At 71.9% G+C, this 20729-nt stretch carries 22 protein-coding genes; 10 read left to right on the top strand and 12 right to left on the bottom strand.

Going from position 1 to position 20729, the window contains the following annotated elements:
• Positions 1–9: 9 nt before the first annotated feature.
• From ACZ4SW_RS23135 to ACZ4SW_RS23175, 9 genes are all read right to left on the bottom strand, one after another.
• Positions 10–1080, bottom strand: coding sequence for a CHAD domain-containing protein (locus tag ACZ4SW_RS23135; protein ID WP_468247928.1), 1071 nt, complete (start codon positions 1078–1080; stop codon positions 10–12).
• Positions 1061–3469 (bottom strand): RNA degradosome polyphosphate kinase, encoded by a 2409-nt coding sequence (locus tag ACZ4SW_RS23140; protein ID WP_468247934.1) that lies wholly within the window; start codon positions 3467–3469, stop codon positions 1061–1063. Before ACZ4SW_RS23140 ends, ACZ4SW_RS23135 begins: the two co-directional genes overlap by 20 nt.
• A gap of 1049 nt (positions 3470–4518) precedes the next feature.
• Positions 4519–5445 carry a mycothiol synthase gene (gene mshD / locus ACZ4SW_RS23145; RefSeq protein ID WP_468247941.1) on the bottom strand — a complete coding sequence of 309 codons (927 nt, stop codon included), beginning with the start codon at positions 5443–5445 and terminating at the stop codon, positions 4519–4521.
• Between the two features lie 145 nt (positions 5446–5590).
• The gene (locus tag ACZ4SW_RS23150; protein ID WP_468247947.1) at positions 5591–7048 is read right to left on the bottom strand and encodes a sensor histidine kinase; all 1458 of its coding nucleotides are present in this window, start codon (positions 7046–7048) and stop codon (positions 5591–5593) included.
• Positions 7045–7779 (bottom strand): response regulator transcription factor, encoded by a 735-nt coding sequence (locus tag ACZ4SW_RS23155; protein WP_468247954.1) that lies wholly within the window; start codon positions 7777–7779, stop codon positions 7045–7047. The genes ACZ4SW_RS23150 and ACZ4SW_RS23155 overlap by 4 nt, the downstream gene beginning before the upstream one ends.
• A 109-nt stretch (positions 7780–7888) precedes the next feature.
• Positions 7889–8170: a hypothetical protein gene (locus ACZ4SW_RS23160; RefSeq protein WP_468247959.1), complete on the bottom strand. Its 282-nt coding sequence runs from the start codon at positions 8168–8170 to the stop codon at positions 7889–7891.
• A 37-nt stretch (positions 8171–8207) separates the two neighbouring features.
• The gene (locus ACZ4SW_RS23165; protein ID WP_468247965.1) at positions 8208–9341 is read right to left on the bottom strand and encodes a S1C family serine protease; all 1134 of its coding nucleotides are present in this window, start codon (positions 9339–9341) and stop codon (positions 8208–8210) included.
• 144 nt (positions 9342–9485) lie between these two features.
• On the bottom strand, positions 9486–10517 hold the full coding sequence (locus ACZ4SW_RS23170) for a LacI family DNA-binding transcriptional regulator (RefSeq protein ID WP_468247972.1): 1032 nt from the start codon (positions 10515–10517) through the stop codon (positions 9486–9488).
• Between the two features lie 198 nt (positions 10518–10715).
• Positions 10716–11495 carry a response regulator transcription factor gene (locus tag ACZ4SW_RS23175; RefSeq protein WP_468247979.1) on the bottom strand — a complete coding sequence of 260 codons (780 nt, stop codon included), beginning with the start codon at positions 11493–11495 and terminating at the stop codon, positions 10716–10718.
• A 275-nt stretch (positions 11496–11770) separates the two neighbouring features.
• On the opposite strand from ACZ4SW_RS23175, the gene ACZ4SW_RS23180 reads away from it, so the two are divergent.
• From ACZ4SW_RS23180 to ACZ4SW_RS23215, 8 genes are all read left to right on the top strand, one after another.
• The gene (locus ACZ4SW_RS23180; RefSeq protein ID WP_468247987.1) at positions 11771–12637 is read left to right on the top strand and encodes an alpha/beta hydrolase; all 867 of its coding nucleotides are present in this window, start codon (positions 11771–11773) and stop codon (positions 12635–12637) included.
• 38 nt (positions 12638–12675) lie between these two features.
• Positions 12676–12930, top strand: coding sequence for a MoaD/ThiS family protein (locus ACZ4SW_RS23185; protein ID WP_468247994.1), 255 nt, complete (start codon positions 12676–12678; stop codon positions 12928–12930).
• Positions 12931–12933: 3 nt separating this feature from the next.
• Positions 12934–14037, top strand: a complete 1104-nt coding sequence (locus tag ACZ4SW_RS23190; RefSeq protein ID WP_468248001.1) for a hypothetical protein — start codon at positions 12934–12936, stop codon at positions 14035–14037.
• Between the two features lie 212 nt (positions 14038–14249).
• Entirely contained in the window at positions 14250–14984 is a 735-nt protein-coding gene (locus tag ACZ4SW_RS23195) for an LmeA family phospholipid-binding protein (RefSeq protein ID WP_468248006.1), read from the top strand.
• A gap of 268 nt (positions 14985–15252) precedes the next feature.
• On the top strand, positions 15253–15333 hold the full coding sequence (locus ACZ4SW_RS23200) for a putative leader peptide (protein ID WP_355139345.1): 81 nt from the start codon (positions 15253–15255) through the stop codon (positions 15331–15333).
• 144 nt (positions 15334–15477) lie between these two features.
• Positions 15478–16323, top strand: a complete 846-nt coding sequence (locus ACZ4SW_RS23205; RefSeq protein WP_468248011.1) for a sulfurtransferase — start codon at positions 15478–15480, stop codon at positions 16321–16323.
• A gap of 31 nt (positions 16324–16354) precedes the next feature.
• On the top strand, positions 16355–16642 hold the full coding sequence (locus tag ACZ4SW_RS23210) for a DUF1416 domain-containing protein (RefSeq protein WP_103844331.1): 288 nt from the start codon (positions 16355–16357) through the stop codon (positions 16640–16642).
• Positions 16643–16729: 87 nt separating this feature from the next.
• Complete coding sequence (locus tag ACZ4SW_RS23215; RefSeq protein ID WP_468248018.1) at positions 16730–16987, top strand: DUF3099 domain-containing protein; 258 nt, start codon at positions 16730–16732, stop codon at positions 16985–16987.
• 15 nt (positions 16988–17002) lie between these two features.
• On the opposite strand, the gene ACZ4SW_RS23220 is transcribed toward ACZ4SW_RS23215, so the two are convergent.
• From ACZ4SW_RS23220 to ACZ4SW_RS23230, 3 genes are all read right to left on the bottom strand, one after another.
• Positions 17003–18682: a SpoIIE family protein phosphatase gene (locus tag ACZ4SW_RS23220; protein ID WP_468248023.1), complete on the bottom strand. Its 1680-nt coding sequence runs from the start codon at positions 18680–18682 to the stop codon at positions 17003–17005.
• Between the two features lie 64 nt (positions 18683–18746).
• Positions 18747–19109 (bottom strand): DsrE family protein, encoded by a 363-nt coding sequence (locus ACZ4SW_RS23225; RefSeq protein ID WP_468248030.1) that lies wholly within the window; start codon positions 19107–19109, stop codon positions 18747–18749.
• Positions 19110–19132: 23 nt separating this feature from the next.
• Entirely contained in the window at positions 19133–19507 is a 375-nt protein-coding gene (locus ACZ4SW_RS23230) for a hypothetical protein (RefSeq protein ID WP_468248037.1), read from the bottom strand.
• Between the two features lie 176 nt (positions 19508–19683).
• Between ACZ4SW_RS23230 and ACZ4SW_RS23235 the strand changes: the two genes are divergently transcribed.
• Both ACZ4SW_RS23235 and ACZ4SW_RS23240 read left to right on the top strand, forming a co-directional pair.
• On the top strand, positions 19684–20526 hold the full coding sequence (locus ACZ4SW_RS23235) for a helix-turn-helix domain-containing protein (protein ID WP_468248888.1): 843 nt from the start codon (positions 19684–19686) through the stop codon (positions 20524–20526).
• Positions 20508–20711, top strand: coding sequence for a DUF397 domain-containing protein (locus tag ACZ4SW_RS23240; protein WP_468248044.1), 204 nt, complete (start codon positions 20508–20510; stop codon positions 20709–20711). Before ACZ4SW_RS23235 ends, ACZ4SW_RS23240 begins: the two co-directional genes overlap by 19 nt.
• Positions 20712–20729 lie beyond the last annotated feature (18 nt).

Here is a 20729-nt window from a genome sequence, read left to right on the forward strand (position 1 = left end):
CCACGGCGCCTACGGAGTGCCCACTGCCTGTTTCTGCCAGGACTGCTGGAAGGCGAAGCGGGCCGCCTCCACCTCGTGGCGCTGGTCTGCGTGCAGCACGCCCAGGGCGTACGCCGTCGCCGGGGCGATGCGCGGGGTGCGGGCCGCGGCTGCCGCCGCTGCCGCCGCCTCCGAGGCGTCCCGGTGCCGGTTGAGGGCCTGCCCCGCCGCGAGCAGCCGTACGTCGACGACCGCCTGCTCGCCGCGGAGCACCTCACAGGCGTAGCGGTGGAGCCGCAGCAGCAGCCGGACCTGGTGCCAGGGGCCGTCCTGCGGGTGCGGGGCCGGGTCCGGGGACAGGCCGTGGACCAGGGCCTCCGCGTTGTACGGGTGGCCGGCGGTGACCAGCGGCAGCGCGGCCACCGCGTCGGTCAGCCGCTCCTCGGCCGCGGCGGCCAGCGGGCACAGGTCGGCGGCGTGTGCGGCCGGGGTGAGCGGGACCTCGCTGGCGAGGACGGCGACGCTGTCCGCGACCGCGTGGAACCGGCTGGAGCCGAGCGCCTGCAGGGCCGCCGAGTGGGCGCGGGTGCGGGCCAGGGTGAGCTGCCGCTCCAGCAGGGCGCCCGCCTTCGCGGCGCCCACGGTCAGGTTGCCGCGCTCCGGCACCCCGGCCCGCTCGCGCGGCCCGGCGCTCTCCGCAGCGCCGGTCGCCTGCGCGGGGAAGGCCGAGGATCCCGACAGCCGGTGCAGGGCGAGCAGCAGCCGGTCCAGCCGGGCCGCGTACGCGTGCTCGCGTGCCAGCGTGCCCGACAGCCAGGCCAGCTCCGGCCGCATCGCCTCGGACCACTCGGCGTCGAGCAGGGCGCGGAACGTGTGCAGCGTGCCGCTGATGCGCCGGGCCGAGCGGCGCAGGGCGAGCGCCGCGTCGCCGGACTCCTCCGCACCGCCCCCCGGCGCACCGGCCTCCCGGTGCTGCCGCAGCGAGCGGAGGAACTCCGTGGCCTGGGCCCGCAGATACTCCGCCAGGGCGTCCGCGGACACTGGCCCGGTCATCGGGCCGGCCGCGGGGTCGGTGGGGGGATCAAGGTGTTGCTGTGCCACGCCGGCGCCTCCGGGCGTCTATGAGCATCTCCTGGATGTTCGGCAGGGGCTGGCCGTCGGCGTCGAAGGCGTGCCGGATCCACTCGCCGTCCGGGCCCAGGTGCCAGGACGAGGTGGTGTCGGACATACCGGTCTCCAGGAGCCGGTTCAGCGCCGCCCGGTGCGCCGGGTCGGTGACCCTGACGAGTGCTTCGATACGGCGGTCGAGGTTGCGGTGCATCATGTCGGCGCTGCCTATCCACACCTCCGGCTCGCCGCCGTTGCCGAAGGCGAAGACGCGGGAGTGCTCCAGGAAGCGGCCGAGGATGGACCGTACGCGGATGTTCTCGGACAGGCCGGCCACGCCCGGGCGCAGCGCGCAGATGCCGCGCACCCACACGTCGACCGGGACGCCCGCCTGGGAGGCCCGGTAGAGGGCGTCGATGACCGCCTCGTCCACCATCGAGTTGACCTTGATGCGGACGGACGCGGGCCGGCCGGCCCGGTGGTGCTGGATCTCCTTGTTGACGCGGGAGACCAGGCCGTCGCGCAGGGACTTGGGGGCGACCAGCAGGCGGCGGTAGATCTCCCGGCGGGAGTAGCCCGACAGCCGGTTGAACAGGTCGGACAGGTCCGCGCCGACCTGCGGGTCGGCGGTCAGCAGCCCCAGGTCCTCGTACAGGCGTGCGGTCTTCGGGTGGTAGTTGCCCGTGCCGACGTGGCTGTAGCGGCGAAGCGTTTCGCCCTCCTGGCGCACCACGAGCGACAGCTTGCAGTGCGTCTTCAGCCCGACGAGGCCGTAGACGACGTGGCAGCCCGCCTCCTCCAGCTTGCGGGCCCACTTGATGTTGGCCTGCTCGTCGAAGCGGGCCTTGATCTCGACCAGCACCAGGACCTGCTTGCCGGACTCGGCGGCGTCGATCAGCGCGTCGACGATCGGCGAGGTCTCCGAGGTGCGGTACAGCGTCTGCTTGATCGCGAGGACGTCCGGGTCGGCGGCCGCCTGCTCCAGGAACGCCTGCACGGACGTGGAGAAGCTGTCGTACGGGTGGTGCAGCAGGACGTCCCGTTCGCGCAGCGCGGCGAAGATGTCCGGCGCGGACGCCGACTCCACCTCCGCGAGGTCGCGGTGGGTGCCGGCGACGAACTTCGGGTACTTCAGCTCGGGCCGGTCGAGGCCGGCGATGGCGAAGAGACCGGTGAGGTCCAGGGGGCCGGGCAGCGGGTACACCTCGGCCTCGGAGATCTTCAGCTCGCGCACCAGCAGGTCGAGGACGTAGCGGTCGATGGACTCCTCGACCTCCAAGCGCACCGGTGGCCCGAAGCGGCGCCGCATGAGCTCCTTCTCCAGCGCCTGGAGCAGGTTCTCCGCGTCGTCCTCCTCGACCTCGAGGTCCTCGTTCCGGGTTATCCGGAAGGTGTGGTGCTCCAGCACCTCCATGCCCGGGAACAGCTCCTCCAGGTGCGCGGCGATGACGTCCTCTATGGGGACGTAGCGCTGCGGGGAGGCCTCCAGGAAGCGGGACAGCAGCGGCGGCACCTTGACACGGGCGAAGTGGCGGTGGCCGGAGACCGGGTTCCGCACGACGACCGCGAGGTTCAGGGACAGGCCCGAGATGTACGGGAAGGGGTGCGCGGGGTCCACGGCCAGGGGCGTCAGGACCGGGAAGATCTGGTGCCGGAACAGGGTGAAGAGCCGCGCCTGCTCCTTGTCGGTCAGCTCGTTCCAGCGGACGACGTGGATGCCCTCCTCCGCGAGGGCGGGGGCGACGTCCTCCTGGAAGGCGGCGGCGTGCCGGGCCATCAGCTCGCGGGAGCGGGCCCAGATCATCTCCAGCACCTCGCGGGGCTGGAGTCCCGACGCGGACCGGGTGGCGACCCCGGTGGCGATACGGCGCTTCAGGCCCGCGACCCGGACCATGAAGAACTCGTCCAGATTGCTGGCGAAGATCGCGAGGAACTTGGCGCGCTCGAGGAGCGGCGTGTTCGGGTCCTCGGCGAGCTCGAGGACCCGCTCGTTGAACTGGAGCCAACTGCGCTCGCGGTCCAGGAAGCGGCCCTGGGGGAGCTGGGCGCCCTCGGTCTCCTCGTAGGCGTCGAGGTCGGCGTCGAGGTCGGGATCGAGTCCCGATACCGCCGGGGCCACGGTGTGCGGGCGGTGCGCGGCGATGGAACCCACGGAGGGCTGCTGATTCTGCACGTTCGCGCGACCCGAGGGCTCTCCCTCACGGGGGGTGCCGGGGGACGGGTGGACCGGTGCCTGGGCGTTCTGCTGGCTCATAAACCCATTCTTCCGCGCCGACCGGGTGACGGGCGCGTCGGAAGAACCGGGCGGCGACAAGCGCGCACCCCGGTCCGCACGGGTCCCGTTCCCCGGGGCCGGCGAGGGCTCTGGCACGGCGGCGTTCATTGACCGAGCGTCGCAAGCCCGTCTGAATCAATGGTTACGGCGACATGACGTGCGGGATAGCGGGGGGAGGCCCGGCAACGTCGCCCCCGCCGCCCCTACCCGTCCCACCCTCCAGGGGCTCCGCCCCTTCAACCCCGGCGGGGGCTCCGCCCCTGCACCCCGCTTGGGGCTCCGCCCCAGCCCGGGTGGGGGCTGCGTCCTCTGCACCCCGCTTGGGGCTTCGCCCCGGACCTCGGCGGGGGCTTCGCCCCAGACCCCCGCTTGGGGCTCCGCCCCGGACCCCGGCGGTGACTGCGTCCCCTGCACCCCACCAGGGGCTCCGCCCCGGACCCCGGCGGGGGCTGCGTCCTCTGCACCCCGGTTGGGGCTTCGCCCCGGACCTCGGCGGGGGCTTCGCCCCAGAGCCCCGCTTGGGGCTCCGCCCCGGACCCCGGCGGGGACTGCGTCCCCTGCACCCCACCAGGGGCTCCGCCCCTGCCCCTGCTTGGAGCTTCGTCCGGACCCTGGCGGGGGCTGCGTCCCTTGCACCCCGCCAGGGGCTCCGCCCCTCCCCCTCGCTGGAGGCTCCGCCTCAGACCTGGCGGGGACTGCGTCCCCTGCGCCCCGCTGGGGGCTCCGCCCCAGACCCCCGCGGGGGCTGCGTTCCGTGCACCCGGTTGGGGCTCCGCCCCGGACCACGGCGGTGACTGCGTCCCTGCACCTCGCTGGGGCTCCGCCCTTGCCCCCGCTGGGGGCTTCGCGCCGGACCCCGGCGGTGACTCTGCACCCCGTTGGGGCTCCGCCCCGGACCCCGTCCGGCGGCCAGCCCCCGGGCCCCCGCTCCTCAAACGCCGGAGCGGCTGAATACCGCCGGAGGGGTCGATGTGTCAGCGCCGGGCCGCATCACCCAGCCCGTCCGGCGTTTGAGGACGAGGCCGCAAGGCCGACAGGGGGGTCTGGGGGCGCAGCCCCCAGGGACGGGAAGGGTAGGGGCGGCGGGGGCGAAAACCTTCTGTTCGGCGCCGGCGCGCCCGGCCCCCGGCCCGTGCCCCCGACCGGAAGCCGCCGGCTCACGTCTCCGTTCGGTACATCAGGTCCGTCTCGTACGTCGTGAAGCCCAGCCGCTCGTACACCGACAGCGCCGCCTTGTTGTCCGCGTCGACGTACAGCATCGCCGTCGGCAGCCCCCGGCCCGCCAGGTGGCGCAGGCCGATCGTGGTGAGGGCTCGGCCCAGGCCACCGCCCTGGGTGCCGGGGCGGACACCCAGGACGTACACCTCGCCCAGCCGCTCCTCCGCGTGCACCTTCGTCCAGTGGAAGCCCACCAGTTGGCCCTCGCGTTCCGCGAGGAAGAAGCCGTCCGGATCGAACCACGGCTCCGCCTTGCGGTCGTCGAGGTCCCGCTGGGTGAGGGAGCCCTGTTCGGGGTGGTGGGCGAACGCCTCCGAGTTGACGGCGAGCCAGGCCGCGTCGTCCTGCCCGGACACGAACGTGCGCACCGTGACACCCTCCGGCAGCGTCGGCTCCGGCGGGTCGAAGTCCGTCAAGGAACGCCGGAGCTGGCGCAGTTCGCGGAACAGGGTCAGGCCCAGCACCTGCGCCAGGTGCCGCGCCGCGGAGTGGCCGCCGTGCGCCCACACCCGCAGCCGCTTCCCGGAGGCGGCGAGCAGCGCGGAGCCCAGCGCCCGCCCGTGCCCGTGCCCCCGGTGGGCGGGGTGCACGACCAGTTCGGCGGCCGGTGCCTCCACCGGGTCGGTGTCCTCGAGCTGGGCGTACCCGACGAGCGTGCCGTCGACCTTCAGCAGAAGGTGGGACACGCCTTCCCGCTCGCCCCCGCGCAACTGAAGCCGCCCCTGCTCGGACACGGCCTGCTGTCCGTCGATCCGGGCCGCGTCGGCGAGGAGCGCCAGCACGGCGTCGGCCTGTTCGGGCGACAGCGCGGTGACGGTCTCGAGGGAGCGGGTCGTGGCCGGGCGGGCGGTGTCGTCGCTGGTCATGGGTATGAGGGTACGGGGCGGGAGAGGGAAAGGGGAGGTAGCGGGCAACCCGGTCGGCCACCTCGAACACCCCTCCCGGCTACGCGCGTCCAGGGCCGTGGGAGCGGCTTCCACCGACCGCCGCTACGGCCTTCACCGACCGCCGCTACGGGACCGCCGGCAGATCCTCGGGCGGCGGAGTCGGCGCCCCCGGCAGCCGTACCGTCGCCACGGTGCCGCCGCCCTGCGCCGGAGTCAGGGACACCTCACCGCCCGCCTGCTCCACCGTGCGGGCGACGATCGACAGGCCGAGGCCCGATCCGGGCAGGGCGCGGGCGCTCGGGGAACGCCAGAAGCGGTCGAAGACGTGCGGGAGTTCGTCGGCCGCGATGCCCGGGCCGTGGTCGCGCACGGTCAGCACCCCGTCGGCGAGCCGGACCTCGATCGTGCCGTTGTCCGGGCTGAACTTCACCGCGTTGTCCAGGACGTTGACCACCGCCCGCTCCAGCGCGGACGGCTCCGCGCGGACGTACCACGGCCGGAGGTCCGCCGCGATCGTCAGTTCCGGGCCGCGCAGCCGGGCGCGGCGCAGCGCCGACTCGACGACGTCCTGCCACGCCACCACCTGCGCCTTGCCGGCGTGCTGGCCGTTCGTGGGGCGTGAGAGCTCCTGGAGGTCGCCGATCAGTGACGCCAGCTCCGTCATCTGCGCCTTCACCGAGGCGAGCAGCGCCTTGCGGTCCTCCGGGGGGATCGGGCGGCCCGTCTCCTCGCTGCGGGTGATGAGTTCGATGTTGGTGCGGAGCGAGGTGAGCGGGGTGCGCAGCTCGTGACCCGCGTCCGCGATCAGTTGCTGTTGCAGTTCCCGGGAGCTGGCCAGGGATGACGTCATCGAGTTGAAGGAGCGGGACAGCCGGGCGATCTCGTCCTCGCTGTCCTCCTCCACCGGGATGCGGATGGTCAGGTCCTCGGTGCGGGCGACGTGCTCGACGGCCTCGGTGAGCTTGTCGACGGGGCGCAGGCCCGCCCGGGCCACGGCCAGACCGACGGCTCCGGCTCCCACGACACCGATGCCGGAGACGACGAGCAGGACCAGGGCCAGGTCGCCGAGGGTCTTCTGGGTCTCCTTGAGGGGGACCGCCACGAGCAGGGCGCTGTCGGAGAACAGTTGCGGGCCGCCGGGGCCGTCGCTCACCAGGGGCGCCGCGATCACCCGCACCGGATTGCCCCGGCTGTCGGTGCTGTTGTGGATGATGCCCTCGTCCCGGGCCGGGTTCCTGGCGACCTCGAGGTCGGTGTGGGTGACGTGGAGGAGACCCATGGACAGCGGGTAGACACAGGACCTGCCGTCCGTGTTGATCACCTGCATGTAGTACTCGGACTGAGGGCCGCGGTCGTCCGGGGGAGAGGGGGAGGTGGTGCAGTTGCTCAGGACGTTCGTCAGGCCCACCATCTTGACCGGGCCGCTGGCGGATTTGAGCTGGTTGTTGAGCTGCTGGTACAGCTTGCCCTGCACGATGAACCAGCAGGTGACCGACACCGCCGCCACCCCGAACGCGACCGCCGCCGCCACCAGCAGGGCCAGCCGGGAGCGGAGCGGGAGGGAGCGGAACCGCTTGATCACTCGGCGCCGCCCTGCCGCAGGACGTAGCCCACGCCGCGCACGGTGTGCACCAGGCGCGGCTCGCCGCCCGCCTCCGTCTTGCGGCGCAGGTACATGACGTAGACGTCGAGCGAGTTCGAGGACGGCTCGAAGTCGAAGCCCCACACCGCCTTCAGGATCTGCTCCCGGGTCAGCACCTGGCGCGGGTGCGCCATGAACATCTCCAGGAGCGTGAACTCGGTACGGGTCAGCTCGACCGGGCGCCCGCCGCGCGTGACCTCGCGGGTGGCGAGGTCCATGCGCAGGTCGGCGAAGGTGAGGGCGTCGTTCTCCTCGACCGCGCCCGCCACGGCCGCCGCGTAGGAGCTGCGGCGCAGCAGGGCGCGGATACGGGCGAACAGCTCGTCCAGCTCGAACGGCTTGACCAGGTAGTCGTCGGCTCCGGCGTCCAGGCCGGTGACACGGTCGCCGACCGTGTCGCGGGCCGTCAGCATCAGAATGGGTGTGGTGTCGCCCGCGCCCCGGATCCGGCGGGCGGCGGTGAGGCCGTCCATGCGCGGCATCTGGATGTCCAGAACCACCAGGTCCGGCTTGTACGCGGTCGCCTTCTCCAGCGCGTCCGCACCGTCCACGGCCACCTCGGTGGCGTAGCCCTCGAAGGCGAGGCTGCGCTGGAGTGCTTCACGCACGGCCGGCTCGTCGTCGACGATCAGGATGCGCTGGGGTTCACGGTCGCCTTCGGCGGGGCTCATGGATGTGGAGTTCCTTCAAGGTGCGACGGAGGGCTGAACGCATTCAGCCTCGCACGATTCGGCTCGGGGACGGAAAGGGGACGGACGGGGTCGTTCGGGGTCGTTCGGGTCAGCCCATCACCGACGTCAGCCGGTTCAGCGGGACCTTGCGGCGGTGCGGTCGCGCAGCCGTCGTGCGCAGTCCCATGAGCTGCGGGACCGCCACCTGCGGGATCGTCACCGCGGGGGCGCGCTCGATGCGCGGCCGCGTCCGGGGCCGGGGCTGGGGCCGGGTGCGGCCCCGGGTGCGGACCCGCGTGGCGGCGTGGAGCTCGTTCACCACGGCCAGGGCCAGCAGAATCCCGCCGGGCTCGGTGGCACCGGCGACCTCGTGCACAGCCATCGTGATCATGTCGTACTCCTTACCACTGGCCCGGCGGGGTGCACGCTCAGCTCTGCGAGCCGGAGCGCAACGTCGCCAGGTCGGACTTGACGGTGTTGATCGGGATGGCGAAGCCCAGGCCGACGCTGCCGGCGCTCGACGAGGTCGAGTCCGAACTGGCCGAGTACATCGCCGAGTTGATGCCGATGACGTTGCCGTTCATGTCGATGAGGGCGCCACCGGAGTTGCCGGGGTTGAGGGAGGCGTCCGTCTGGATCGCCTTGTACGTGGTCGTGGACGAGCCCGTGTCGCCGTTGAACTGCCGGCCGCCGAACGCGAACGGCCACCGGCCGCCGCCGCCCTGCTGCTGCTGGTTCTCGTCGGTCGGCACGGTGACGTCGCGGTTCAACGCGGAGATGATGCCGCTGGTGACCGTGTCGCTCAGGCCCTCCGGGGAGCCGATGGCGACGACCTGGTCGCCGACCTGGAGGCCGTCGGAGTTGCCGAGGGTGGCGGCCTTCAGCCCGGAGGCGCCCTGCAGCTTGAGCAGCGCCAGGTCCTTCTTGCTGTCGGTGCCCACCACCTGTGCGGTGTAGGACTTGCCGCCGCTCGTCGTCACCTTGATCGAGGAGGCGCCGGCGATGACGTGGTTGTTGGTGACGATCTGGCCGTCGCCGGTGATGATCACGCCGGAACCGGTCGACTCGCCGGAGTTGGAGGTGGCGTTGATCTCCACGATGCTCGGGTTGACCGCGGCCACCACTCCGGCGATCGTCCCCTTCGCGCTGGACGGCACCACGTTGGTGCTGGTGGAGCTGGAGGACACGGTGTCCTTGCCGGTCAGCTCCTGGATGCCGAAGGCCGTGCCGCCCCCTATCGCGGCGGCGACGATCGCCACGGCGGCGAGCAGCGCGAGCGGGCCCTTGGCGCGCCGCTTCGGTCCGGGCTGGGTCGGTACGGTGGCCAGGACGGCCGTGCCGTCGTCGCCACCGCCGTGGCCCTCATGACCGCCGCCACCGCCGTGGCCCTCATGACCGCCGCCGGCCGCGACCGCCGGCCGCGCCGGCTCGTACGCCGGAGGGGGAGGCCACTCCGGGTTCACGGGGGAGGAGGCGTGCTGCTGCTGCTCGGGGTACGCGGACTGGGGCCCGTGACCCTGGGGGTACTCGTACTCGCCGCTGCGGCGGAAGCTCTCGGTCATGCAAAAGAGAGTGTCCCTCGATCATGAGAGCCACCTGAGTGCCCGCTGAGAAGCCCGACAGAACCGCGTATGCCCGATATAAAGGCGCCTCGGAGCCGTCGTCATGGGGACCCCTTGGGGCTGCCGTGACGAGCCCTTGGGCCGTTACGGGGTCTGCTCGCACCCGCAGGAACGGCGTACGACCAACCGTGAGGGGAACAGCTTCAGCCGCTCCCGCCGCGAGCCCGCCACCCGGAGCCCGTCGTCGAGCACCAGATCGACGGCCGCGCGGGCCATGCCCGAGCGGTCGGAGGCGACCGTGGTGAGCGGCGGGTCCGTGAGCGCCGCTTCCTTCACGTCGTCGAACCCGGCCACCGCAAGCTCTCCGGGCACGTCGATGCGCAGTTCGCGGGCCGCCCGCAGCACTCCGATCGCCTGGTCGTCGGTGGAGCAGAAGATCGCGGGCGGGCGATGGGGCCCGGACAGCAGCTCCAGGGCGACGTTGTACGCGTCGTACCGGTTGTACGGCGCCTCGAACAGACGGTCCTCCGTCGGGATCCTGGCCTCCTGCATCGCGCGCCGCCAGCCCTCGACGTGGTCGGAGACGGGGTCGCCGACCGCAGGCGTCTCGGCCGTACCGCCCATACAGGCGACGTAGTCGTAGCCGTGCTCGAGGAGGTGGCGCACGGCGAGCTGGGCGCCGCCCAGGTCGTCCGTGACGACGGCGACGTCGTCGATGGCCTCGGGCCGCTCGTGCAGCAGGACGACCCGGGCGTCCCAGGCGTCGATCTCCGCGGCGGCGTGGTCGTTGAGCGCGTGGCTGACCAGGATCAGCCCGGAGACGCGCATGCCGAGGAAGGCTCGCAGATAGTGGACCTCGCGCTCGGCCACGTAGTCGGTGTTGCCGACGAGCACCATCTTTCCGCGCTCGGCGGCGGCCTGCTCGACCGCGTGCGTCATCTCTCCGAAGAAGGGCTGGCGCGCGTCCGGCACGATCATGCCTATGAGGTCCGTGCGCCGCGACGCCATGGCCTGGGCGACCCGGTCGGGCCGGTATCCCAGTTCCTTGATCGCGGCCAGGACGCGCTCGCGCGTGGCCGGGGCGACCGGCCGGGGTCCGTTGTTGATGACATAGCTGACGACGGCGGTGGATGTCCCCGCCAGTCGCGCCACATCGTCCCGAGTCACCTTTGCCACGCGCGGAGTCTACGCGGATGGACCGCCTCTGGGCAGGGCTTTCGCCGTTCTATGCCCCACCTGTGACCTCGACCGTGACCTCGGCCACCCCGGCGGTGACGTACGCCGTGCCCCGGCGGTGACGTACGCCGTGCCTCGGCAGCGACGTACGCCCTGTCTCGGCAGTGACGCACGCCCCTCCCCGGCCCCGCCGTCCGCCTACGCCTCGGCCGTGACCTCGGCCCCGGGCACCGGCACCGTGTCGTCCGCGTCGTCCGCCTTCGGCCGGGCCGCCTTGGCCTTCGCCTCCTCGGCGGCGCGCTCCACCTTCTCCGGGGTGACGAAGCGGTAGCCCACGTTCCGGACGGTGCCGATCAGCGACTCGTGCTCGGGCCCCAGTTTGGCGCGCAGCCGCCGTACGTGGACGTCGACCGTGCGCGTGCCGCCGAAGTAGTCGTAGCCCCAGACCTCCTGGAGGAGCTGGGCGCGGGTGAAGACCCGGCCGGGGTGCTGCGCGAGGTACTTCAGGAGCTCGAACTCCTTGAAGGTGAGGTCCAGGACACGGCCCTTGAGCTTGGCGCTGTAGGTCGCCTCGTCGACGGACAGGTCGCCGTTGCGGATCTCCATCGGGGAGTCGTCGCCGACGATCTGCTGCCGGCCCATGGCCAGCCGCAGCCGCGCCTCGACCTCCGCCGGACCGGCGGTGTCGAGCAGCACGTCGTCGATGCCCCATTCGGCGGTGACGGCCGCGAGACCGCCCTCGGTCACGACCAGGAGGAGTGGACAGCCGGGCCCGGTGGAGCGCAGCAACTGGCACAGGCTGCGCACCTGGGGCAGGTCCCGCCGCCCGTCCACGAGGATCACATCGGCACCCGGGGTGTCGACGAGAGCGGGGCCTTCCGCCGGAGCCACTCGCACGTTGTGCAGGAGCAGGCCGAGAGCGGGAAGCACCTCCGTCGACGGCTGGAGGGCGTTGGTCAGGAGCAGCAGAGAGCTCATCGCATCCCACCCGCCTCGGTCGTCCTGCGATCGTGCACGGTTCGCTCGCCCATAACGTCTGGTTCCTCCTCGGTCCCTTCGAGGACGTTTGCGGCACTGCTTCGTCCGGTGTGCGAATCCCGCGCCCCTGGGACCCGCGCGGCCCCGCGAAGAGCCGCTATGCGATCGACGGCCCGTACACCTGCGGTTTCCCGCGTCGTATACAACGCTTCCGAAAGCACAAAAGGACTCGGGGGCTACGCTGCCCGAGTCCTCTTCCCAGCAGAATAGCCCACATGAGCACGCGCACGGCAGGTCATACGGCCGGATCCACCGATCGTCCGCATCGTGAGACGGCCCGTCGGGGGTCTGTACGGACGTTCCTCCGCACCCTCGACGGGGTGACGATCGACGCCGCATACGATCCGGGACCCGCCGTATACGACTCCGTGTACGACACCGGACGTGCACCTTCCGGCCATCTGGCGGATCTCGCGATCGTCGTCGCGCACGGCTTCACGGGAGATCTGGAGCGGCCCCACGTACGCCGGGTGGCGGGCGTCCTCGGGCGGTACGGGGCGGTGGTCACGTTCTCCTTCCGGGGCCACGGGGCGTCCGGCGGCCGGTCCACGGTCGGCGACCGCGAGGTGCACGACCTGTCGGCCGCCGTGCGGTGGGCGCGGGAGCTGGGGCACACGCGGGTGGCCACCGTCGGCTTCTCGATGGGCGGCTCGGTGGTGCTGCGGCACGCGGCGGCGCACGAAGAGGGCGCGCACACCGACGCGGTGGTGTCCGTGAGCGCTCCCGCCCGCTGGTTCTACCGGGGCACGGCCCCCATGCGCCGGCTGCACTGGCTGGTGACGCGCCCCGAGGGCCGCCTGGTGGGCCGCTACGGCCTGCGCACCCGTATCCACCACCGCGACTGGGACCCGGTCCCGGCCTCGCCCGTCGAATCGGTCCCCCTGATCGCGCCGACCCCGCTGCTGATCGTGCACGGCGACCAGGACGGCTACTTCCCCGTGGACCACCCCCGCATGCTGGCCGAGGCCGCCCCCGACCACGCCGAACTGTGGCTGGAGCCCGGCATGGGCCATGCCGAGCACGCCAGCGACGACGCCCTGCTGGCCAGGATCGGGACATGGGTGGCGGCGCGGGCGGGCTAGCCTGAGCGGTGTTCACCACGACCGAGTCGAGGAAGCAGATGGCAAAGGGCACGGTGCGCTACTGGGCCGCCGCGAAGGCGGCCGCCGGGGTCGCCGAGGAGCCGTACGAGGCGACGACGCTCGCCGAGGCGCTCGACGCGGCGCGCGAGAGGCACCCCGGCGAACTCGCCCGCGTCCTGAAGCGCTGCTCCTTCCTGGTCGACGGTGACCCCGTCGGGACCCGTGAGCACGAGACGGTACGGCTGGCCGAGGGCGGCACGGTCGAGGTGCTCCCGCCGTTCGCAGGAGGATGAGCGATGAGCAACCAGCCGTACGAGGGATACCAGGGGCATCAGGGACCCGAGGGACACCGGGCCTACGAGGGCTACGGGGCCGCCGGCTACGGCGGCCATGACGGTTACGACGGCCGGCAGGCACCACAGCCCCACCCCGACCACCACGGGTACCGGCAACAGGGCTGGTACGACCCGAACGGCGCGGCGTACCCGCAGCAGCAGTGGCAGCAGCAGCCGTACGGGGCGGCGCAGCCGTTGCCGGCGGAGGCGCAGGCGCAGGCGTACGAGCCGCACGGTTACGCGGCGCCCGGCACCGCGACGACGACCGCCACCACCGAGCCCGAGCCGCCCGCCGTCGACCTGTCCGCGCTCCCCGCCAACCAGCGGGCCCGGCTCGAAGGCCGTTCGCCGATCATCGAGCCCGGGCTGCAGCCGGCCGCGCTCACCGCGGTGCTGGGCGCGCTGCTCGCCGGGGCCGCGGCCGTGGGGACGTACGCGCTGGTCGTACCGCTGGTGCTCCTGCAGGCCGTGACGGCGGCCGGGTGGTTCCGGCTGAACGGGATGTGGCCGGCCCGGCAGGGCATCGCGCTGGCGTTCCTGGGCGCGGTCACCGCGGATGCGGCGCTGCTGGTGGCGGGCCGCGAGCACGCGCCGGCGGCGATCCTGGGCACGCTCGGCGTCTGGGTCCTGCTCTCCCTGGCCCTCCAGCTCAGGTCGCACGCCGACCCGGACACACGGATGTACGGCCTGATGGCGACGGTCGCCTCGGCCGCGCTGTCGATCGTCGCGGCCGGGCACCTGGCGGCCGTACCGGACGCGGTCACGGTGGGCGCGATCGCGGTCGCCGCGGCGGTCCTGGCCCGTGCGCTGCCGCTGCCGACGGCGGCGTCGGTGGTGGTGGCCCTGCTGGCGGCGACCGGCGCGGGCATCGCGATGGGCGGCGCGACGGCTTTCGGCACGCAGGGCGCGTTCCTCGGCCTGGGCGCGGGTGTCTGCGCCCTGGTCGGCCACCGGGTGGCGAGCTACGACTACCCGTCCCGCTTCGTCCACTTCACGGCGGGCGTGGCCCTGCCCCTGACGGCGGCGGCCCCGGTGATCTACGTACTGGGCCGCGCACTGTCCTGACCCGCACGACCGGAGCCGCCCGGCAACGCACCGGGCGGCGCGGCCCGTGCCGCCGGGGACGGGAAGGGCAGGGGCCGCGGGGGCGAACATCGGGCCACGCCCGCGCCGCCCCATGTCACAGGTGATCAACAATTCCCCGCCACCTCTTCCCCCGGAAGGTACTGTCGGTCGTCCGACCGCCGTGACGACCGCCGACGTGGGGACTTCCGAGCATGCGAGCACTGCGAATACTGCTGATCTTCGTCGTGATCCTGGGCGGCCTCTTCGTGATCGCCGACCGCGTCGCGGTTCACTTCGCGCAGAACGAGGCGGCCGACAAGCTCAAGACCACCGAGAACCTGGCCACCACCCCCGACGTGTCCATCAAGGGCTTCCCCTTCCTCACCCAGGTCGTCTCCGGGAAGCTCGACGACGTCGAGGTCGGCATCAAGGACTACGAGGCGGCCACCGGCACCGGCTCCGAGAAGATCCGCATCGACGACCTGAGCGCGTCGATGAAGGGCGTGACCTTCTCCGGCAGCTTCAGCTCGGCCACCGCGGCCGACGCCACCGGCACCGCGCTCATCACCTACGGCGAGCTGCTGAAGGCCGCCAAGGCCCAGCCCACCGAGGTCCTGCGGGGCGTCACCGCAGAGGTGATCGGCCTCTCCGACGGCGGCAACGGCAAGATCAAGGTCGCGGTGAAGGTCGACGCGCCCATCAAGGTGCCGAACCCCGTCTACGTGCTCAGCTCGGTCACCGCCCAGGGCAACACCGTCAGGGTGCACGCCGACAGCCTGCCCAAGCTCGCCGGCGCGGAGGTCGCGGGCTCCCGGATCCGCGCCATCACCGATTTCCAGCAGCGCATCGACCAGCTCCCCGGCGGCATCCAGCTCGACAAGGTGGAGGCCGGCAAGAACGGCGTGGAGATCACGGTGAAGGGTTCGGACGTCCGGCTCGCTGGGTAGGACGACGGGCGACCGGCGCCTGAGACCGGCCACCGAAGACCGGCCCCCGGCGACTCGCGGGCCGGGCCAAGGTCCCGGACACCGCAGGCCGATTGTCCGAGTGGCGAGACGCCCCCGTCCGTACCGCAGATGGGATGTCGGCCCCCCGCGCCGGAAAGCAGGACGGCGGTCTCCGCGCACCGCGTCGCATCCCACATCCCGGACGATCGCATCTCATCATGCGACACGCCGGTGACACGCCCCGCGCCCGGTCCCTACGATCGTCCCCATGCAGCGACAGGCGGATCTCACGAAGCGGCGGGCAGTAGACCTGTGCCGCGTCGCCGCCATGCTCTGTCGCACTTCCTGAGCGGGAGGGTTCCACTCCCGTATCGCCGGCCCTGGCTCCCGAACACAGGGCCACCCGTGCGCCGCGTACGCCACCGCGACACCGCGTACCCGCACCCCTTCTGACTCGCAATGCCCCGCCGCAACTGCCCCGGAGGAGAAAAGCATGAGCCGCAGCGACGTCCTGGTAGACGCCGACTGGGTCGAGCAGCACCTGGACGACCCCAAGGTCGTCGTCGTCGAGGTCGACGAGGACACCACGGCGTACGAGAAGAACCACATCAAGAACGCTGTCCGCATCGACTGGAAGCAGGACCTCCAGGACCCGGTCCGCCGCGACTTCGTCAACCAGGAGCAGTTCGAGAAGCTCCTGTCGGAGAAGGGCATCGCCAACGACGACACGGTCGTCCTCTACGGCGGCAACAACAACTGGTTCGCGGCCTACGCCTACTGGTACTTCAAGCTCTACGGCCACGAGGACGTCCGTCTCCTCGACGGCGGCCGCAAGAAGTGGGAGCTGGACGCCCGCGAGCTGGTCGACGGCACCGAGGTGCCGGAGCGCGCGAAGACCGAGTACAAGGCCAAGCCGCAGGACGCCTCGATCCGTGCCTTCCGCGACGAGGTCGTCGACGCGATCGGCACCAAGAACCTGGTCGACGTCCGCTCGCCCGACGAGTTCTCCGGCAAGCTCCTCGCCCCGGCCCACCTGCCCCAGGAGCAGTCGCAGCGCCCGGGCCACGTCCCGAGCGCCAAGAACATCCCGTGGTCGAAGTCGGCCAACGACGACGGCACCTTCAAGTCCGACGAGGAGCTGAAGGAGCTGTACCAGTCCGAGGGCGTGGACCTGGCCAAGGACACCATCGCCTACTGCCGCATCGGTGAGCGCTCCGCGCACACCTGGTTCGTGCTGCACGAGCTGCTCGGCCAGGAGAACGTCAAGAACTACGACGGCTCCTGGACGGAGTACGGCTCCCTGGTGGGCGTCCCGATCGAGCTCGGCGCCGGCAAGTAAGACCGACCTTTCAGAAAAGACGGAGAAGCACATGTGTGGAGCGAAGGCCGGCGGCCCCGACGCCTCGACGATTAAGCCCGGTGAGACCACCATCCAGGGCCAGGTGACCCGCAACGGCGAGCCCGTGACCGGTTACGTGCGCCTCCTGGACTCGACCGGCGAGTTCACCGCCGAGGTCCCCACCTCGGCGACCGGACAGTTCCGCTTCTACGCGGCCGAGGGCACCTGGACCGTGCGCGCCCTGGTGCCGGGCGGCACCGCGGACCGCACCGTCGTCGCCCAGAAGGGCGGCCTCGCGGAGGTCGCGATCGCGGTCTGAGCAGTACCGCGCAGGGCGGAAGGGCCGCACCCCGGGTTGGACGCACGGGTGCGGTCCTTCCGCATGTCGACGGGGCATAGTGAAGGTATGTACGCACGGCGGCGGCACATCTACTTCGCCATGATGGGCACCTGTCTGGGGCTGTTCATCCTGGCGTGGGGCGTCGTGCGCCTCTGGTCCGTCCCGGCGGCCGTCGCGATGTGCGTCGTCGCGATGGTGATCCCGCCCCTGGCCGCGATGGTCGCGAACCGCCGTGGCCCCGACGACCGCTGGTGGGACGACCCGTCCGGCGACCCGCAGTCGGACGAGTGGTGGGACGAGCTGGACGGCAAGAAGCGGCGGTGACCGTCCGGGCAGGCGTCAGCCGGGGATGCGTACCGCCAGGAGCGCGACGTCGTCCTCGTTGTCGGGCGGACGGGTCTGTGCCAGCAGGCGGTCGATGAAGGGCTCCACCGGGCGGTGGGCCAGGGACGCGGCGGTCCTGCGCAGCCGCTCCAGGCCCTCGTCGATGGAGTGACCCGGGGACTCGATCAGTCCGTCGGTGTAGAGCACCAGGGTGGATCCGGGCGGGAGCGCCTCGGTGGCGTCGGCGCGGGGCTGGTGGGCGGCTATGCCCAGGAGGACGCCGTGGCCGTCGGTCAGATAGCGGGCCACGCCGTCGTAGGTGACCAGCAGGGGCGGCGGATGGCCTGCGTTGGTCCAGGACAGCTCGTAGTCCCCGTCGTCGGCCACACTCATCCGGGCGAAGACCATCGTGGCCATGGAGACTTCGGCGATGTGCATGGACGCGTCGTCGAGCCACTCCACGATCTTGCTGGGAGGTTCTTTCTGCGACCAGGCGTAGGCGCGCAGCATGTTGCGGAGCTGCGCCATGCCGGCCGCGGCGTCCAGGTCGTGGCCGACGACGTCACCGATGGCCAGGGCCATGACCCCGTCCGTCAGGGTGAAGGCGTCGTACCAGTCGCCGCCGACCTGCGAGGCGTCGGGCGAGGGCAGGTAACGGGCGGCCATCCGCAGTCCCGGCACGCGGGGTAGCTGGGGCAGCAGGTGGCGCTGCATGGTCTCGGCGACCGTGCGCTGCCGCTGGTAGAGACGCGCGTTCTCCACGGCCAGCCCGGCACGCCGCGTGATGTCCTCCAGCAACGCCATGTCGGAGACGGTGAACCGTTCCGGACGCTCGGAGCGGCCGAGGGTCAGGGCCCCCAGCACCTCCCGGGGACCGCGGATGGGCGCGATGGCGGCCGAGTGCATGCCGGTCTCGTCGAACAGACGGCGCTGCTCGACCGCGATGCCGGAGTCCGGCGGGCCCTGGTAGGTCTCCGGACCGGCCAGTGCCGACGCCGCGCCCCGCAGAGCCCGGGACAGGGGCATCGGGGACTCCTCGGGCACCGGCGGCATCGCGCCCTCGAGGTCCTCGCGGTGCACCAGGGCGCCGTTCTCCGCGTGGACGACGGCATGGCGCCACACCTCGTCGCGTTCGGTGATCAGGTCGATGACGGCCCAGTCCGCGAGGCGGGGCAGCACCAGGCTCACCAGTCGGCGTATCGCCTCGTCGACGTCCAGCGTGGAGGCCAGGGTCGTGGTCGTCTCGGCCAGCAGGGCCAGCCGCTCCAGCTCGGAGAGCGACGCGGTGACCTGCTCCAGCGGCCCGTTGGGCCTCTCGGACGGAAGGGGCGAGTGGAAGAGGACGAGGGTGGTGGACTGGCCGTCGACGACACAGGGCGTCGACAGCCAGGAGATCGGCAGCAGGGAGCCGTCACCGCGTTCGTACCACTCGTCGGTGCCCAGGGCCGTGTGGCCGCCGAGCATGGACTCCCGGATCGCGCACTGCGCTCTCGCCACGGTCTCCCCGTGGCGGTTGCGGTGCAGCAGGTCGTGCAGGTCCTTCCCGGTCATCCCCTCGGCAGGCCGGGCCAGAAGCTGCTCGGCCCGGGCGCTGACTCCGATGATGCGCCCCTGCTCGTCGGTCATCAGGGCGCCGGTGCCGAGGGCGTCCAGCGCCGTGGCGACCGCCTCCCAAACGGCCTCATGGTTCGTCATGGTCGGCCTCCACGCCTGTGGTCACGAGCGACGGGCGGCGGAGCCGACGCTGTCGCGGGGGGATTCAGTACACGAGCGCCTGGGTGTCGTCCGCGACCGCTTCCTGCACGAAGACCTGTGCACCCGCGATGCGCACGCCCTCGATGACGTCCTTCTCCGTGATCTCGCGGCGGGCCGCGCACTGCGTGCACAGCGTGATCCGGCCGGCCGCGAGGACCGACTCGATCAGGTCGGGCAGCGGCGCGGCGTGCGGCAACTCGAACTCGGCGGCCCTTCCCGGCAGCGCGAACCACGACGACTCACCGGTCAGCCACAGCGAGACGTCGACCCCGCTGGCCACGGCGACGGCCGCCACGGTGAACGCCTGCGAGCACCGCTCCGGGGCGTCCGCCCCGGCCGTCACCTTGATCACGAGCTTTTTCGCCATGCTCGCAGCCTAGTCCTGCCGGGTCAGGTGCGGTGCTCCTGATGGTGGTGACGGCGCAGCAGGACGTTCGCGTCCGTCTCCGTGCTGCCGTCGTACTCCGCCCGCGCGGCCTCCCGCCGCACGGCCAGCTCCTCGCACGTCGTGCAGCCCCGCACCGGCAGGGGAGGGCGACTGGTGTCGTCCGACGCCCGGGCACGCTCGTTCGCCGCCCGCACCCCGGCGCTGAGCCGCTCCCGCTGGGTGGCGGGACGGAGGGCGGCCGGGTCGGCCTGCCACTCCCGGCCGCCGCCGACGGGGCGCAGCATGGCGTACGGCCCCGATCTGTCCTGGTACTCGCCGACCTTGCGCGTGGCCGGGTCGTAGACGAGCGCTCCGCGTTCGAGGGCCTTCGGTTCCATGGGCCGTTCCTTTCCACAACGCCTGCGCGCAGCGCGACCCTTGGACTACGCTGCGTGTTCCTGACGTTACGAGCATGGCCCCTGAGCAGGGGCGCAACGCCGTGGACGAGGTCTGCTTCTCCGCCTCCCGGCGCTCTTTCCACACCTTCCACGGCCGTACTGCACCAAGGAGCGCGATGCCGCCGAGACGGGTGATCACGGGACGCAGCCAGGAGCCGCGCAGGCGGTTCGCGGAGGAGTTACGGCTGCTGCGGACGGAGCGGGGCGTGAGCCTGCGGGAACTGGCGAAGGTGGTCGGCTGGGACCCGTCCCAGTTCGGAAAGATGGAGAGCGGCCAGACGCTGGGCGGCCCGGAGGTCGTACAGGCGCTCGACCAGTACTACGGGACTCCCGGGCTGCTGCTGGCGCTGTGGGAGCTGGCGGTGGGGGATCCGTCGCAGTTCAAGGAGCAGTACCGGCGGTACATGATGCTGGAGGCGGAGGCGGTGAGTCTGTGGCAGTACTCGGTGAGTATCGTCCCCGGTTTGCTCCAGACGGACGGGTACGCGCGTGAGGTCCTCGCGCTGGGCGGTGCCAAAGGCAGGGAGCTGGACCAGCAGGTCGAAGCACGTACTGGGCGACGCAAGCTGCTGGATGGCGACGAAGCGCCACCCTTCCGTGCCCTTCTCGCCGAGGCGGTGCTGCGGACACCGCTGCGCGACAAAGGGGAGTGGCGGGAGCAGTTGGAGTACCTGTTGGAGGCGTCGGAGCGCCCGAACATCACCATTCAGGTGCTGCCGCACAGCTCAGGCCTGTACGGGCTGGTGAGCAGTGATGTGATGTTCCTGCGGCTCCTGGACGGCAAGACAGTGGCGTACACGGAGAACGCCTACCGCGGTGAACTGGTCGAAGAAAACGGCTCAGTTGAGCTTCTGCAACGTGCGTACGATTCGATGCGTGACGTGGCTCTGAACCCGGCCGAGTCGCGGAAGTTCGTCCTGCGGATGTTGGAGGAAGTGCCGTGCGAGCGATCGACCTGAGCGTCGCCACCTGGCGTAAGAGCAGCTACAGCAATCCGGACGGCGGCAACTGCGTCGAGATCGCCCCCAACCTCTCCTCCGTCGTCCCCGTCCGCGACAGCAAGGCCCCTTCCCGCGGAACCCTCCTCTTCGGGCCCGCCGCATGGACCCGCTTCATCGACGAAGTCAAGCGCACCGAATCGTGATCAACTCCTGAGCAACCC

This window comes from Streptomyces sp. NPDC028331, from assembly GCF_055565775.1.